This is a genomic window from Novipirellula artificiosorum (assembly GCF_007860135.1).
GTDB lineage: Bacteria > Planctomycetota > Planctomycetia > Pirellulales > Pirellulaceae > Novipirellula_A > Novipirellula_A artificiosorum.
The window spans coordinates 22722-37464 of the sequence record NZ_SJPV01000021.1; the positions used below are offsets into that span (position 1 = coordinate 22722).

10 protein-coding genes are annotated in these 14743 nt (G+C 53.3%); 9 read left to right on the forward strand and 1 reads right to left on the reverse strand.

Annotated elements, in window-relative coordinates; all coding sequences use genetic code 11:
* Positions 1–9: 9 nt before the first annotated feature.
* From Poly41_RS31065 to Poly41_RS31075, 3 genes are all read left to right on the forward strand, one after another.
* Complete coding sequence (locus tag Poly41_RS31065) at positions 10–1416, forward strand: sulfatase family protein (RefSeq protein ID WP_146531266.1); 1407 nt, start codon at positions 10–12, stop codon at positions 1414–1416.
* A gap of 92 nt (positions 1417–1508) precedes the next feature.
* Positions 1509–2030, forward strand: a complete 522-nt coding sequence (locus Poly41_RS31070) for a sigma-70 family RNA polymerase sigma factor (RefSeq protein WP_146531267.1) — start codon at positions 1509–1511, stop codon at positions 2028–2030.
* A 231-nt stretch (positions 2031–2261) separates the two neighbouring features.
* A complete protein-coding gene (locus Poly41_RS31075) occupies positions 2262–2819 on the forward strand; it encodes a DUF1552 domain-containing protein (protein ID WP_146531268.1) in 558 nt (185 codons plus the stop codon).
* A 558-nt stretch (positions 2820–3377) separates the two neighbouring features.
* Here Poly41_RS31075 and Poly41_RS31080 read toward each other — a convergent pair.
* Positions 3378–4310, reverse strand: a complete 933-nt coding sequence (locus tag Poly41_RS31080) for a LysR family transcriptional regulator (protein ID WP_146531269.1) — start codon at positions 4308–4310, stop codon at positions 3378–3380.
* A 167-nt stretch (positions 4311–4477) separates the two neighbouring features.
* On the opposite strand from Poly41_RS31080, the gene Poly41_RS31085 reads away from it, so the two are divergent.
* The 6 genes from Poly41_RS31085 to Poly41_RS31115 all read left to right on the forward strand — a co-directional run bounded on the left by Poly41_RS31085 (position 4478) and on the right by Poly41_RS31115 (position 14634).
* Positions 4478–5734, forward strand: coding sequence for an MFS transporter (locus Poly41_RS31085; protein WP_146531270.1), 1257 nt, complete (start codon positions 4478–4480; stop codon positions 5732–5734).
* A complete protein-coding gene (locus Poly41_RS35270; protein WP_231616100.1) occupies positions 5731–7467 on the forward strand; it encodes a cyclase family protein in 1737 nt (578 codons plus the stop codon). Before Poly41_RS31085 ends, Poly41_RS35270 begins: the two co-directional genes overlap by 4 nt.
* A complete protein-coding gene (locus Poly41_RS31100) occupies positions 7464–8477 on the forward strand; it encodes a four-carbon acid sugar kinase family protein (protein WP_146531271.1) in 1014 nt (337 codons plus the stop codon). Before Poly41_RS35270 ends, Poly41_RS31100 begins: the two co-directional genes overlap by 4 nt.
* Before the next feature lies 1 nt (position 8478).
* Positions 8479–9582 (forward strand): isocitrate/isopropylmalate dehydrogenase family protein, encoded by a 1104-nt coding sequence (locus Poly41_RS31105; protein WP_146531272.1) that lies wholly within the window; start codon positions 8479–8481, stop codon positions 9580–9582.
* 121 nt (positions 9583–9703) lie between these two features.
* A complete protein-coding gene (locus Poly41_RS31110; protein ID WP_231616101.1) occupies positions 9704–12367 on the forward strand; it encodes a DUF5060 domain-containing protein in 2664 nt (887 codons plus the stop codon).
* A 56-nt stretch (positions 12368–12423) separates the two neighbouring features.
* A complete protein-coding gene (locus Poly41_RS31115) occupies positions 12424–14634 on the forward strand; it encodes a hypothetical protein (RefSeq protein ID WP_197231887.1) in 2211 nt (736 codons plus the stop codon).
* The last annotated feature ends 109 nt before the right edge of the window (positions 14635–14743 follow it).

Consider the following 14743-nt stretch of genomic DNA (forward strand, 5'->3'; position numbering starts at 1 on the left):
TTCGCCAATATGAAACCCCAATTTCTACTCTTCGCCATAGCTGCCTTCATTTGCTATACAGCTCAAGCGGCTGATTCGAAACCAAACTTCATCGTAATCTTTACCGACGACCAGGGTTACGGTGACGTTGGGTGCTTTGGTTCAACAACGATTCGCACACCCAACCTCGATCGAATGGCGAAAGAGGGGCGTAAGTTCACGAGCTTTATGGTGGCTTCATCGGTTTGTTCACCCTCACGCGCGGCGCTCATGACCGGTTGCTATCCGAAACGCGTTGGCATGCACAAAGGTGTGCTCTTTCCAGGCTCAACGACTGGTTTGAATCCGAACGAACACACCATTGCTGACCATTTGAAACAGCAGGGTTATACCACCGCGTGCTTCGGTAAATGGCACCTCGGACACCATCCCGAAGTGCTCCCGCCGTCGAATGGCTTCGACATGTATTTTGGAATCCCCTACTCCAATGACATGAACCATCCCAAAAATGAAGGAAAGCCCGAGGGCGGTCCACAAGGTATGGACGAGCTTTGGAAAGACCCAGAATCGACGCTCACAAAATGGAATACGCCGTTATTCGAAAACGACAAGATCGTAGAACTGCCCGTAGATCAGAGAACGATCACGCGACGATGCACCGATCGTGCGGTCAGCTTCATTGAGCAAAACCAAGGACGCCCCTTCTTTGTGTATCTGCCCTATTCGATGCCTCACATCCCGCTGTATGTGCCCGACGACGTTCGCGACCCTGATCCAAAGCGAGCGTACATCAACACGATCGAGCATCTCGACTCCGAAATCGGACGATTGTTCGAAAGCTTGCGTCGACTCAAGCTCGCCGAAAACACGTACGTCATTTTCGCCACCGACAATGGGCCATGGCTGCCCTTCAAACATCACGGAGGTTCCGCTGGCCCACTGCGTGACGGCAAGATGAGCACGTTTGAAGGTGGCCAACGAGTGCCCTGCATCATGTGGGCTCCCGGTCGAATTCCGGCGGACACCGCATGCGATTCACTCGCATCGACCATCGACTTGCTGCCCACGATCGCCGCCCTGACCAGCACGCCGCTTCCCGACGATCGATCCATCGATGGCGTCGATATTTCATCCTTGTTGTTTGGCGGCGCTAAGTCCCCACGCGAAGAGTTTCTTTATTTCAACAAGGGTGGACGCCTTGAGGGTATCCGCATCGGGGATTGGAAGTTGCTGATGAAGCAACCCCAAGATAAGCAAGACGGAGATCTTGCGAAGTCCGAAGTAATGCTATTTGACCTTGCGGCTGACCTTGGCGAACGCAGTAACCTCGCAGCCGCCAATCCGGAAATCGTCGAGCGTCTGCGTTTGCGGATGATCGAACTGGATGCTGGTATCGAAGCGGCAGCAAGGCCGGTTTGGCGAATCCCACCACCGTAAAACTTGTCACTGGCGAAGCAAAACGTCCGTTTTCGCTAGGAATTCCTGATTTCTTGTGACCGACATGGCTCGCAGTGGAATATACGGACACCATGGAATCCAATCTGCCTAAGACAAAGTTCATTGAAGCGTTAACGCTGTACCAGCCGGCTTTGGAAGCGTTTTGCCATGCGCAGTTGGGCCAACGTCAAGACGTTCAGGAAGCGTTGCAGGCGACTTGCGTGAAGCTGTGGGAAAAGTCCGGTGAGTGGAACCCTGAAACAGAGTTTCTGCCATGGGCGTTTGCCGTAGCAAGATTCACGGTCTTATCGCAAATTCGGGATCGAATGCGAGATCGTCTGGTCTTTGACGAAGATGTCGTGCGGGCGATGGCGACGGATGCCGAGTTGGCAGCGGGACAATTTGAAGACCGCCGAGAGGCACTGGGAATATGCCTTCAGAAAGTCAAGTCGGACCAACGCGAGCTGCTCCAAGAACACTATGTCACAGGTCGTAGTATCCGCGAATTGTCTTCTTCGTCGGGGCGAAGCGAAAACGCCGTGAAAATGATTTTGCTGAGGCTTCGTGAACAGCTCAGCGATTGTATCGAACGTCAACTTCGGCTTAACTCATGAATGAACAATCAGAATCGCTAGCCCCTCGATTGCTCGCGCTGCTTCAATCAGTACGAGACTCGCACGACGAGTCCGCGCGATTAGCGCTTAATGAACTGCTTCGCAAAGACGCCGCTGCGCGAGCCGTGATGGCTCGCTTGTTGGTGGATGAGCAAGCTCTGGTTAGTCGACTGAGGGACGACAGAATCGTTTCACTGTTAGAGCCGACTAAACCAGCTCCAATGCCAGCCTTTGTGGTACCTGCGCGTTGGCAGCCTTGGCGTCCGCTCTGAGTCGGTCGCTTCGCTCAAGCCGCACCAGAAAGACTTCACGATCTTTTCGGGACTCGATCACGGCGTCAAAGGCGGCCACTTTGCGATGAGTTCGTTCCTGAGCGGAGTCCGAACGGCTGACGCGAAGGGGATGCCCGAGGGGAACATTACGTTGGACCAGAGAGCAGCCGAAACGCTTGGCGGAGCAACTCGATTCCCATCGCTCACGCTCGGCTCAGAAAGCGGCATTCACGGAGGCTGCCTCATGTCATGGACACGAAGTGGCACGCGTGTCCCTCCCATCAGTACACCGCGCGATCTGTTTCGAAAACTCTTTGTCACAGATAACGGGTCGGACCTTGCGGCTTCTTTAGATCGCTTGGATTTGAAGGACTCGATTTTGGACGCCGTCCAAGGCGATGCGAGATCTCTGCAGCGCCAGTTGGGTCAACGCGACAAAGAGAAGCTATTGACGGATTCAAGGATGGCGTACCAGCAGATGGCGTCTATGAGATTAAAGCACTCGTCAAGGCCATGAACCGTGAGCATCCGTACGACCCTGAGATTTTTGGAACTGATTCACGAGAGCCCTTCAGGCTAGGGATCGTTCCCGGAGATGAGAGAACCGGCCCGCTGGACCTTCCGCAGCCTATGCAACCGATATTGGCAGAGGTCGCACTCGAAGATGGTGAGCCAGCGTGGCAAACAATGAATGTGTGGCTCGATGCCGGACAAACTCCGCGTTTCGTTTTCCCTAACGGGCCCAAAGAAGGTCGCATCATTTGGATGAAAGTCGCCGAATACCACAAGGACTTGTGGCCTAGGTTCATGAGTGAAGGAGACCGAAAGAAAGGTAAGATCGGTATCGTCGGCGCGAAACAACTTACGCTCAGCATCGCGAAGTTCCCACATATTCGAATTGATGAAGTGAAAGTCCGTGGACCGATTTCCAAGAACGGTTACACGACGATCTCATGCGGAAAGATCTTTCACAAGCATGAGACCACAACTGGTTTTGACGCTGGCCAATGGGCTTTCGATGTTTGGCATGATGAGCTCAATCGTGGAGGCGAAAAGCCAGAGACTGTCGACCTCCTTAAATCGCCTCGCGCAAAAGGCTCAATAGTTTTGTGAGGGCTTGGGTGGGGATTCGACCCTTGCGGTGGGCGGCGACCACGTGCACGAGACCTATTTCGGCGGAGAGTGATCGTGTTGCTGCGCGCTTGGTTAAGTTGCCGTTAGGGCGACTAGCGATGATGCCTACTCCCATGCCGGCTTGAACACAGCCGATCGTGATGGCGCTGTTGTCAGTCTCCGCAACCAATCGTAGCGGCTCGTTGATTCCAAGACGAAAGCGGGCTTGGTCGAACATTTGCCGGACGATCGTGTTTGGATTTCCCAGGATAAGTGGTTCGTTGATTAAGTCTGCGATCGTGACCTTCGTTTGCCGAATGAGCGGATGACGGCGTGGGAAGGCGACCAGGTACTCAAGTGGATAGAGTCGCTCGTAGTTCAACTCTGACTGGATCATCGATTGCGAGGGTTCGATCAAGAGTGCAAGATCCGCTTTACCTTCCAAGACAAACTCTTGAGCCGTGGCATTGTCGGCTGACATGAGACGCAAGTTCGAATCGGGATAGATCTTGCTAAACGCTCGCAGAGGTGCCCCGAGTTCTTCCAGCATCATCCGGACACCGGTCACCAATTTTATTCTCTGTGCGGCTTCGTTGGTCTCCTCGGCAAGCCTTTGGAAAGTAGATTCGACAGATGCCATGATTGGCCTGAGCATTTCGTAAAGTACTTTGCCAGCAGCCGACGGGCGAATATTGCGACCTGCTCGATCGAAGAGCTTTGTTTTGTAAATTTTCTCGAGCGACCTCACTTGCTCCCAGATCGTTGGCCCTGCTAGCCCCAACGATTCCGAAGCGGCTGCGTAGCCGCCGTGTTCATAAACCTGGCAGAAAGTGATGATTTGCTGCATCGTTAGCGACTCAGCAGAATCAGCGAGTTGGTGGAAAAAAACGTTCATTCAACTTAACCTAATGGACATTAGGAACTATACAATTGATCCGATTGATTAATCCAGTATACTCAGAGCCAAGATAGAGGGGGAGGTCAACCAATGCTTGCGGCTCTTGTGGTCGCAAATGACGTCAATTGCAACGAAGCCAATCACAAGAAGTCGTTGACAGAAATATGCTTATTCCAATGCGGGCCGTCTTGGTCGTCTCGACCTTTCTGTTGTCTATGTTGCTGTACGTCGATCGCGTTTGTATTTCAGCCGCTAAGAAAGATGTGGCGGCTGACCTATCGCTCAGTGATATCCAAATGGGCTGGATCTTCTCCGCGTTCTCGCTGGGATATGCCTTGTTTCAGACTCCCAGCGGATGGATGGCCGATCGATTTGGCCCTCGCCGCGTACTGGCCGCGATTGTTGCCATTTGGTCTGTGTTCACTGGGCTGACCTCGATGGCGTCATCATTTGTGTCCATGATTGTCGTGAGGTTTTTTTTCGGCGCAGGCGAGGCAGGCGCGTTTCCGGGGATTTCGCGGGCCGTGTACTCTTGGATCCCCATGCAAGAACGCGGCGTGGTGCAAGGCGTAAACTTCTCAGGTTCGCGGATCGGCGCAGCAATCGCGTTGCCTCTGATTACCTGGACCATCGCGGAAATGGGATGGCGTCCCACGTTTGTCTTATTGATGTTCGTGGGTCTTATCTGGGCCGCGTTTTGGGTTCTTTGGTTTCGCGATGACCCCGTGGATGCCACTTGGCTCAGTTCATCGGAACGCGATTACATTTTGGCTAATCGCCAACCGCAATCGGTTCAATCCAGCAAGCTCGGTCGAGCACATCTGTTTCAATCTCGCACGGTTTGGGCCCTGTGCGGACAATACTTTGCCTCCAACTTCATTTTCTTCTTCGGTTTGACTTGGTTCTTTCCACAGTTGATGAAACGCTATGGACTGAGCGGCCTTGATGCGAGCTTCTATGCAGCGGTGCCGATGATTTTCGGTGCCCTTGGAAATTGGACTGCGGGATGGTGGGTGGATCGTTTGTATGGAGCGAATCGGTGGCGGTCCTCTAGAAGGCTGCCTGCGATGACGGGATTCGGCTTAGCAACCATCGGCATTCTTGGCTGTGCGTATGCAACGACTGCATGGACCGCATCGATTTGGTTTAGTTTGTGCATCTTTGGCGCCGACATGACACTTTCGCCTTCCTGGAGTACCAGTGTCGATATCGGCAAATCAAGAGCGGGATTGGTCTCAGGTACGATGAACATGGCCGGCAATGTCGGAGCTTTTTTAACGGGTCTGGCTTTCCCGTACCTTTTGGAATGGTCCGGGTCACCGCTTCCGTTCTTCTATGTCGCTGCACTGCTCAACCTAGTGGCAGTCGGTCTTTGGCTGGTAATCGATCCGACCGTTGCCTTGGAGGAGTCCTCAGCATGACCCATACAATGAAAATGGAATTCGACGAGCATTCCAAGGTATACCGTGGCTTGCTGATCGGAGCGGGCTACTTCAGTCGCTTTCACCTTGATGCCTGGCAGCGTCTTGCCAACGCAGAAATTGTCGGCATCTGTGATTTTGATATCGAGAAAGCTCATGCCGCAGCCAGCGCATACGGCATCCCTTCCGTTTTCGCTGACGTTGGCCAAGCACTGCAATGCGATGACCTGGACTTCGTAGATATTGCGACTCAGCCGCAAGGACGATTTGAGATTGTGCGACAGGTGGTTACTCGCGGACTGCCGATGATTTGTCAAAAGCCGATTGCAGATGATTTCGCGGGCGCGAGTCGACTGCTCGATTGGATCCAAACCCAACAGTCAGTCTTCATGGTCCATGAAAACTTTCGGTTTCAGCCTTGGTACCGCGAAATCAAACGAATGCTCGAGGCCAATGCAATTGGCGATCGGTTGCATACCATCACCATGCGCACTCGCATGGGAGATGGCTGGGGCGAGGATGCGTACCTCAACCGTCAACCCTATTTTCGGACCATGCCCCGCATGTTGATGCACGAAACGGGCATTCATTTTGCCGATACCTTTCGCTATCTGGCGGGCGAAGTCAGCCAGTGTTCGGGAGATCTTCGTCGGCTCAACAGCGATATCCAAGGCGAGGACACTGGCGCGTTTATGCTCCGATTTGCCAGCGGTGCGGTCGGTGTTTGGGATGCGAGTCGCTACAACGAATCGCTTTCGGAAGATCCACTTTATACCTTTGGTGAATTGTCCGTCGAAGCCAACGGCGGCAGTTTGTGGATGGACGGCCAAGGCAACATTACGATCAAGCCTTTGGGACAACCTGCTTACATGCATCCCTATGAGCGATCCCAGCTTGGTTTCGCAGGCGATTGCGTTTATGCGTGCCAAAAACATTTCTTGGATGTCTTGGCAGGCAATGCAGCATGCGAGACATCACCGTCGGAATACTTGAAATCTTTACGAGTCATCGAGTCCGTTTACGAATCAGCTCGCCACGATTGTTTTGTGCCGGTCGATGCCCTGAAGAGTACGAGTCGTCGGCCACAGCGAACGGTCATTGATCTGAGTTTGCCGGTGGACAACGACATGCGAGGCGTCGCGATCAAGCCTGCCAAGACGATCGAGAAAGAGGGTTGGAACGCGACCACGCTGGAACTCTATTCGCATGCCGGAACCCACATGGATGCACCAGTGCATTTCGTGCACGGCGGAAAGACGCTCGATCAGCGAGATCTATCTGTTTGTTGTGGACCAGCTCGAATCGTAAATTTGGCGCCCGCGAGCCCTCGCCAATTGCATACGATCGACGATATTACTCGAGCGATCGGTGAAGTTTACCCCGGCGATCGACTCTTGTTCCGGACGGATTGGTACAAACGATATGGGACGCCTGAGTATCGTGACGAATTGCCTCGCGTGTCTATCGAGCTGGCACAGTGGTTGGTAAAGCAGCAAGTCGCGATGATCGGCGTCGAGCCACCTTCGGTCGCTGATGTCAATAACATAACAGAGCTGACCAGCGTTCATCAAACATTGTTTCATGGAGGTGTGTTGATTGTCGAAGGACTGGCCAACCTTGATCGGCTCACTCAACCTGAAGTTGAGTTCATTGCACTTCCGCTGTGCATCATCGGAGGCGATGGTTGTCCCGTTCGAGCCATCGCGATCGAGGAAGATGAGGCGAACTTATGAGCCAGCCTTTGTTGGGATGCATTGCGGATGATTACACTGGTGCCACGGATGTGGCGGGGATGTTGTCGCGAGCGGGACTGAACGTAATTCAGTGCTTTGGAATCCCTTCCCAGTCAGATGACTTGCGCGATGCCGATGCCATCGTGGTCGCGCTGAAGTCTCGTTCGATCGCTCCTGCCGAAGCAGTCAAGCTCTCGCTGGAGGCTTTGGCGTTTTTGCAGACTCTTGGCGCGGAACGGATCTTCTTCAAATACTGTTCGACGTTTGACTCAACGGCTCAAGGGAATATCGGCCCGGTAGCTGATGCACTGGCAAGCAAACTGGACGCCAAGCAAGTTTTGTTTTGTCCTGCGTTTCCCGAAAATGGGCGAACGGTTTACTGCGGCCATTTGTTTGTTCACGGTGTCCCTTTGCATGAAAGCGGCATGCAACATCATCCGTTGACACCGATGACCGATAGCAATTTGGTAAGGGTATTGCAGGCACAATCACAGCGAAAGGTAGCCACACTATCGCTTCAAGAAACGTTGCCGAATCCTGACGCACCGGCGCACTTCATGGTCGATGCGATCACCAATGTCGACTTGCAGCGGGTGGCTCAGTTGGCCACCCACCACCGATTGTTGACAGGCGGCTCGGCAGTCGCCTCTCTTTGGGCAAAGACATTGTTAGGGCGCCGCTTAGAGAAACCCGATCCGAGAACCCCATCAAGGCCCGTCTCGAGTCATCAACACGATCGTTGCATCGTGCTGGCTGGCAGTTGCTCGGAAGCAACCCGAAATCAGATTGCGGAATTTGAGAAGTCTTATCCTGTATTGCATCTCGATTTGGCTTCGTTCGCAAGCGTCGAAGCGGTCGTTGCGGCCGCTGTCCTCTACGAAACCTATGTAGACGCTCCAGCGTTTGACATCCACCGCGAAACGACTCACTTTGCAGAGTTCAATGAAACGGTAACCCCTTGGGTGCAATCGAAAGAAGTTCGGCGACTGACACTGTTGGAAGGAGTTTGAAATGAATCGTTATCGAATCGCTGGTCTTCCGGGCGACGGAATCGGACCGGAGTGTTTTGAAGCCGCACTTTTGGTGATGCGAGCCGTCGAAAAACAACACGACTTGAAGTTAGACATCGAAGCTTTCTCGGCGGGTGCCGAGCACTTTCGCAGTCACGGCGAAGCTTTGCCCAAACATGTTTTAGATGAGTGCTTGAAAGCCGACGCAGTGCTATTGGCTGCGATTGGCTTGCCCGATGTGCGTCGACCCGATGGCACCGAAGTGCAACCCGAAATGATGATGGGTTTGCGTCGAGCATTGGGACTGTATGCTGCCGTGCGACCAGTGAAACTTTATCCAGGAGTGAATAGCCCACTCAACACGGCGACGCACGGAATCGACATGGTCATTCTGCGCGAAAATTTGGAAGGGTTGTTTGCATCGTTTGATGGAGGCTGCATCCTGAACGATACCGTCGCCAGCGACACCCTAATGATCACTCGCGAGGGGACTCAGCGCGTGGTGGACTTTGCTTTTCGACTGGCTCAATCTCGCCAGGGACGACCCAGCGATGGTAAGCGAAAGGTGACGTGCGTCGACAAAGCCAACGTGTTTCGAAGCTTTGCGTTCTTCCGCAAAGTGTTCTTCGAAGTGGCCGAGTGTCATCCCGACATTGAAGCCGATGCCGTATATGTAGACGCGATGAGTTTGTTCATGGTCACGTCGCCCAGCCAATGGGACGTGCTTGTCATGGAAAACCAATTTGGTGACATCTTGTCCGATTTGGGCGCCGGCATCGTCGGCGGTCTCGGTCTAGCGCCGTCGGCCGAGATGGGTGACAAACATGCTCTGTTTCAACCGTCTCACGGTTCGGCACCTCAACTTGCCGGCAAGAACGTTGCCAACCCGCTGGCAACGATCCTTTCCGCTGGCATGATGCTGCGATACTTAGGCGATCGGCATTCGGATCCCAAAGCAGACGCTGCTGGAAAGGCGATCGAATCTGCGGTGATGAGATTGCTTGCCGAGCAAAAACATCGCACGGCAGATTTGGGAGGAACATCGTCAACTTCCCAAGTTGCACAGGCAGTGGTGGATCAACTGGCGCATGGGAATGCGTCGTGACCACACATTGATGAACCCAAAGGCGATTGAGCAATCAATCGTAGCAAAGACCTCAACGCGTTCATCGCATGCTTGATGAACTTCACATCACTGACTTTTTCCAATTTTTGAGATCACTACCATGAAACGATTTGCAACCACTTTGATCGCCTTAGCGGCGATGGTGATGGGAACGAAGACTTATTCCGATGAATTCACATCACCGATTGCGACTGCCGACCTGGTTTTCGAAGAGGTGGATGGCGTCGTTGCCGTCGAGGCTGAACACTTTTACGAGCAAAAGGTCACCGACAAGCGAGCTTGGTACATCACGTCTTCAAAGAAAGCGCCCGATCTGAAACCCGACGCGGATGATTCGCACGCCGCCGGCGCGAGTGGCGGTGCTTACGTGGAGACTCTGCCTGACACTCGGAAGAACCATGGAGAGAAGCTGATTTCGGGCGAGAACTTTACGGACAAGGCCGGGCTGCTAGCGATCCTCAGTTACAAGGTTCACATCAAGAATCCGGGTCGTTACTACGTTTGGGTTCGTTCGTATTCAACAGGTTCGGAAGACAATGGCGTGCATGTTGGGCTCGACGGCCAGTGGCCTGAATCGGGCAAGCGCTGGCAAACCGTCAAAAAGAACAATTGGGAGTGGGAATGCAAGCAGCGGACGCCTCAAGTCCACACCGGCGTGCCCATGCAATTGTTCCTAGACATTGATACAGCAGGTGAACACGAAATCTTGTTTTCGATGCGCGAAGATGGTTTTGAAATGGACAAGTTTGTGTTGGCAAGCGACAAAAACTTCAAGCCTGAAGGTCAAGGTCCCCAACTCAAAGTGAAATCCGGCAAGTTGCCCGACGCCTTCCCGGAAGTGGCTCAAGAGACTGCTGCCAAGAAAGAGAGCTTCGTTTTGGGAGCCCCACTTACCCTGCCACGCCAGAGCGATGGCAATGGCGAAGTATCGATCAGCGGCGAGCTCAAGCAATGGCATAAGGTAACGCTTACTCTAGACGGTCCGTTCGCTAATGAACGCGACGCACAGCCCAACGCGTTCACGGACCTCGCCTTCAATGTCACTTTTACACACCAGTCTGGTTCGCCGAGTTACACGGTTCCGGGTTACTTTGCCGCCGACGGAGACGCAGGAAACAGCGGGGCCGATTCGGGTACCAAGTGGCGAGCCCATCTCTCGCCCGATAAGACGGGAACTTGGAAGTATGCGGTCTCGTTTATGCAAGGCAAGAATGCCGCACTGGATGGCAGCGGTGAAGCCTTAAAAGCGTTTGACGGAGCTAACGGCAGCTTCGATGTATCCGAGTCGGATAAGTCCGGTCGCGATTTTCGTAGCGAAGGAAGACTTCAATACGTTGGCAAGCACCATCTGCAATTCGCTGGATCGAAGCGGTACTTTTTAAAGGCTGGGCCCGATTCGCCGGAGACGTTATTGGCTTATGTCGATTTCGACAATCATCCCACTGATCAACGAAAAAAGGTACCGCTGAAGACTTTCAAACCACACCTGGCGGATTGGAAGTCGGGGGATCCGTCTTGGGGAGCTGGCAAGGGCAAGGGACTCATTGGCTCGCTGAATTATCTCGCCGACAAGGGCGTCAATGCCTTCTCGTTTCTCACCTACAACGCATCGGGGGATGGAGATAACGTGTGGCCCTTTATTCAGCGCGATGCCAAAATGCACTACGATTGCTCGAAGCTCGATCAATGGGCTGTAGTGCTGGATCACGCGACCAACCTGGGTTTGCACCTCCATTTCAAACTTCAAGAAAATGAAATGGACGACAACCGACTCGGACCGGAACGAAAGGAACGCAGCGTTCCCGAATCGCTTGACGGCGGAAAGCTGGGGCCCGAACGCAAGTTGTATTGCCGTGAAATGATCGCCCGGTTTAGCCATGAACTGGCACTGAACTGGAACATCGGCGAAGAGAACACTCAAAGCAGCGAAGAGATTCGTGACATGGTTCAGTACCTGAATGACACGGATCCCTACAAACACAACATCGTCATTCATACGTTCCCGCCACAGCAAGAGAAAGTGTACAATCCGCTTTTGGGAAACAAGTCACAACTAACGGGCGTCTCGTTGCAGAATTCATGGAATAGGGTTCACCAGCAAACGTTGCATTGGCTACGAGCTTCGAAATCGGCCGATCGTCCTTGGGTGGTTGCAAACGACGAGCAAAATCCGGCCGGGCTAGGTGTGCCTGCCGACCCTGGTTACAAAGGTCATGACGGCGTTGCTCAGGAAGAAAACACCAAGGGCTCGAAAGCGGAAGGCAACTTCAAGTCCAAGCCGTATAACCTTCACGACATTCGAAAGCTCACGCTGTGGGGCAATCTGATGGCCGGTGGCGCGGGCGTTGAATACTACTTTGGTTATTCGTTGCCAGAAAACGATCTCAAGCTGGAAGACTTTCGCAGTCGCGACAAGAGCTGGGATTACTGTCGTATTGCTCTTCAGTTCTTCTCTGAAAACAAAATTCCTATTGCCGAAATGGTCAGTAGCAATTCGCTCATTGGTAACGATGACGATGACAACTCCAAGTATTGCTTGGCAAAATCCGGAGAGCTCTACCTGGTCTATTTGCCCGGTGGTGGCACGACCGAGTTGAACCTAGCCGATGCCAACGGTTCATTTCGAGTCGACTGGTACAATCCGCGTGAAGGCGGACCACTCGTCGGTGGCAGTGTCACCAAGGTAAATGGCGGAAGTAAGGTATCGCTCGGAGCGCCACCCGCGGACGCCGATCAAGACTGGCTTGTCATGATTCGGCGTTGAGCGCGAATCGTCAACCAAGCAATCACCGTCGAACCCACGCTAACCAGACAAAACCAATGATATCAAGACTCCTACTCCTGCTCCTCATCGCTTGTGCATCCCCGGCAATGGCGTCTCGTATTCAACTCACGAACGCTGAGTCCACCGGTGCGCCGGGGAAATTTGCCTCAGCAGAGATTCGACGGGAGGCTGCGGCTAGCGGGATGACCATCGGCGAGGATGCGGAGGCGCCGAGTATAACGCTCTCGGTCGACAAGGACGCCAAGGCTGCGCCACAGAGCTATCAGATTCGCGTTCGCAATAGTGGGGGGCGTCGCGTGATCGAAGTCACTGGAGCAGATACAGTCGGTGTGATGTATGGCGGGCTCGACGTCGCCGAGGCGATTCGCACGGGCACGCTTGATTCATTGAAAGACTATGAGAAATCCCCGCATATTGCGAAGCGTGGAATCAAGTTCAATATCCCGCTCGACCTTCGCACACCGAGCTACACCGATTGCTCTGACGCTGCTCAGGCCAACATTCCTGAAGTGTGGGAGCGAGAGTTCTGGATCGACTACCTCGATGCGATGGCCCGGCATCGCTACAACGTGCTCTCGCTGTGGAGTCTGCATCCATTCCCTTCGATGGTGAAGGTGCCGGAGTTCCCTGAAGTAGCTTTGGACGATGTCTGGCGCACGCGAATCAAGCTAGACGATCAATTTAGTTTTGCGGGCAATGATATGGTGCGTCCCGAAATGCTCGCCGACTACGAAGTGGTCAAGCGAATGACCATCGATGAGAAGATTGAATTCTGGCGGTGGGTCATGCAGCAAGCTGCCGATCGCGGTATCACCATCTATGTCTTCACCTGGAATGTCTTTACTTTTGGAGCAGAAGGTAAACATGGCATCACCAATGACATGGGCAATGAAATCACGAAAAAGTACTTTAGGGCCACCATTCGGGAAATGGTGAAAACCTATCCGCTGCTGGGCGGCATGGGAATCACTGCGGGCGAAGGAATGCCGCATGACATGGATTCAAAGGTCAAAGAAGCCTGGCTGTGGGACACGTATGGCGAAGGTGTCCGCGATGCATTGAAGAGTGAACCCCAGCGTGAGTTCAACATGATTCACCGGTTTCATTGGACGGCTCAAAGCGACATTCTTGATGCCTTCAAAGACTATCCGGGTACATTTGATTTCAGCTTCAAGTATTCGGTTGCCCATATGTATTCGATTACCAAGCCCCCTTTCATCCAGCCATTACTTGAGAATATTGCTCCTGGCCGTAGGACTTGGCTCACCGTCCGCAACGATGACATTTATTCCTTTCGCTTCGGTGACCCGGCCTACATTCGCGAGTACGTTTTGAACATGCCGCCACAAGACAAGATGGCTGGATTTTACATGGGACCCGATGGGTATTGCTGGGGGCGTGATTTCCTGGAACGTAACCCCACTACCGGTAAGCGACCTCTTGTGATGGAGAAACAGTGGTACTCGTTTATGCTCGTCGGCCGATTGGCCTACGACCCGTCTCTTCCTGATTCGCACTTTGAGCGAGCTCTTGCTTCGCGGCACCCTGATGTTTCATCGGAGCAACTATTTCGTGCTCTACAAGGCGCCTCGCAAGTGATGCCTCTGACGACGCGGTTCTTTTGGGGTGACATTGACTTGAAGTGGTATCCGGAGGCTTGTCTCTGCCATCGCCTAAGTAAAGGACAAGGCTTTTACACCGTGAAGCATTTCATGGAGGGGTCCGCGATGCCTGGAGCCAGCGTATTATGTATCCGCGATTGGCGAGCTCGCCTCAACGCTCGTCAACCGATGACAGAGACCACTCCGCTTGAAATCGCGACAGCTCTCGACGGAGCGGCAGCGGAGACGTTTGCAGCGATCGCTGAGTTGCGCAACACTGCAAGAGACGATCGTGAACTGCAAAAGACTATTCACGATTGCGAAGCACTTGGCTGGCTCGGAAACTACTACGCGGCGAAGATTCGTGGAGCCTGTGCGTTGGCTCTCTTTGACTCCACTGGCGACTCGTTCGAACACGACTCTGCGATACGTCATCTGAACGATGCTCTCTCGCATTGGAAAGCCTACGCCGCAATTCGAGACGCCCAATACGTTCCGGCTCTCTACAATCGCGTCGGTTATGTCGATGTGACCGCACTCACGGAGAAGGTAGCAACGGATATCGACATTGCTCGCAATTGGAAACCATATTCGCTGAAGGATGACGGCAAGCGATCAGGTTCCGAGAAAGGGTTTCGTCAATGAAAAACGCTGCCGCAATTTTCTGTAACGTCAAACCGAATTTTCAGGCCTGCATGATTTGAAAACATCGAACGTTATCACGTGGTTCCTGGCAGTCTTTCTACTTCCGCTT

Bases quoted from the DNA above. Each gene is read 5' to 3' on its own strand.
- Poly41_RS31065 (WP_146531266.1), top strand. From the start codon at position 10: ATGAAACCCCAATTTCTACTCTTCGCCATAGCTGCCTTCATTTGCTAT.
- Poly41_RS31070 (WP_146531267.1), top strand. From the start codon at position 1,509: ATGGAATCCAATCTGCCTAAGACAAAGTTCATTGAAGCGTTAACGCTG.
- Poly41_RS31080 (WP_146531269.1), bottom strand. From the start codon at position 4,310: ATGAACGTTTTTTTCCACCAACTCGCTGATTCTGCTGAGTCGCTAACG.
- Poly41_RS31085 (WP_146531270.1), top strand. From the start codon at position 4,478: ATGCTTATTCCAATGCGGGCCGTCTTGGTCGTCTCGACCTTTCTGTTG.
- Poly41_RS35270 (WP_231616100.1), top strand. From the start codon at position 5,731: ATGACCCATACAATGAAAATGGAATTCGACGAGCATTCCAAGGTATAC.
- Poly41_RS31100 (WP_146531271.1), top strand. From the start codon at position 7,464: ATGAGCCAGCCTTTGTTGGGATGCATTGCGGATGATTACACTGGTGCC.
- Poly41_RS31105 (WP_146531272.1), top strand. From the start codon at position 8,479: ATGAATCGTTATCGAATCGCTGGTCTTCCGGGCGACGGAATCGGACCG.
- Poly41_RS31110 (WP_231616101.1), top strand. From the start codon at position 9,704: ATGAAACGATTTGCAACCACTTTGATCGCCTTAGCGGCGATGGTGATG.
- Poly41_RS31115 (WP_197231887.1), top strand. From the start codon at position 12,424: ATGATATCAAGACTCCTACTCCTGCTCCTCATCGCTTGTGCATCCCCG.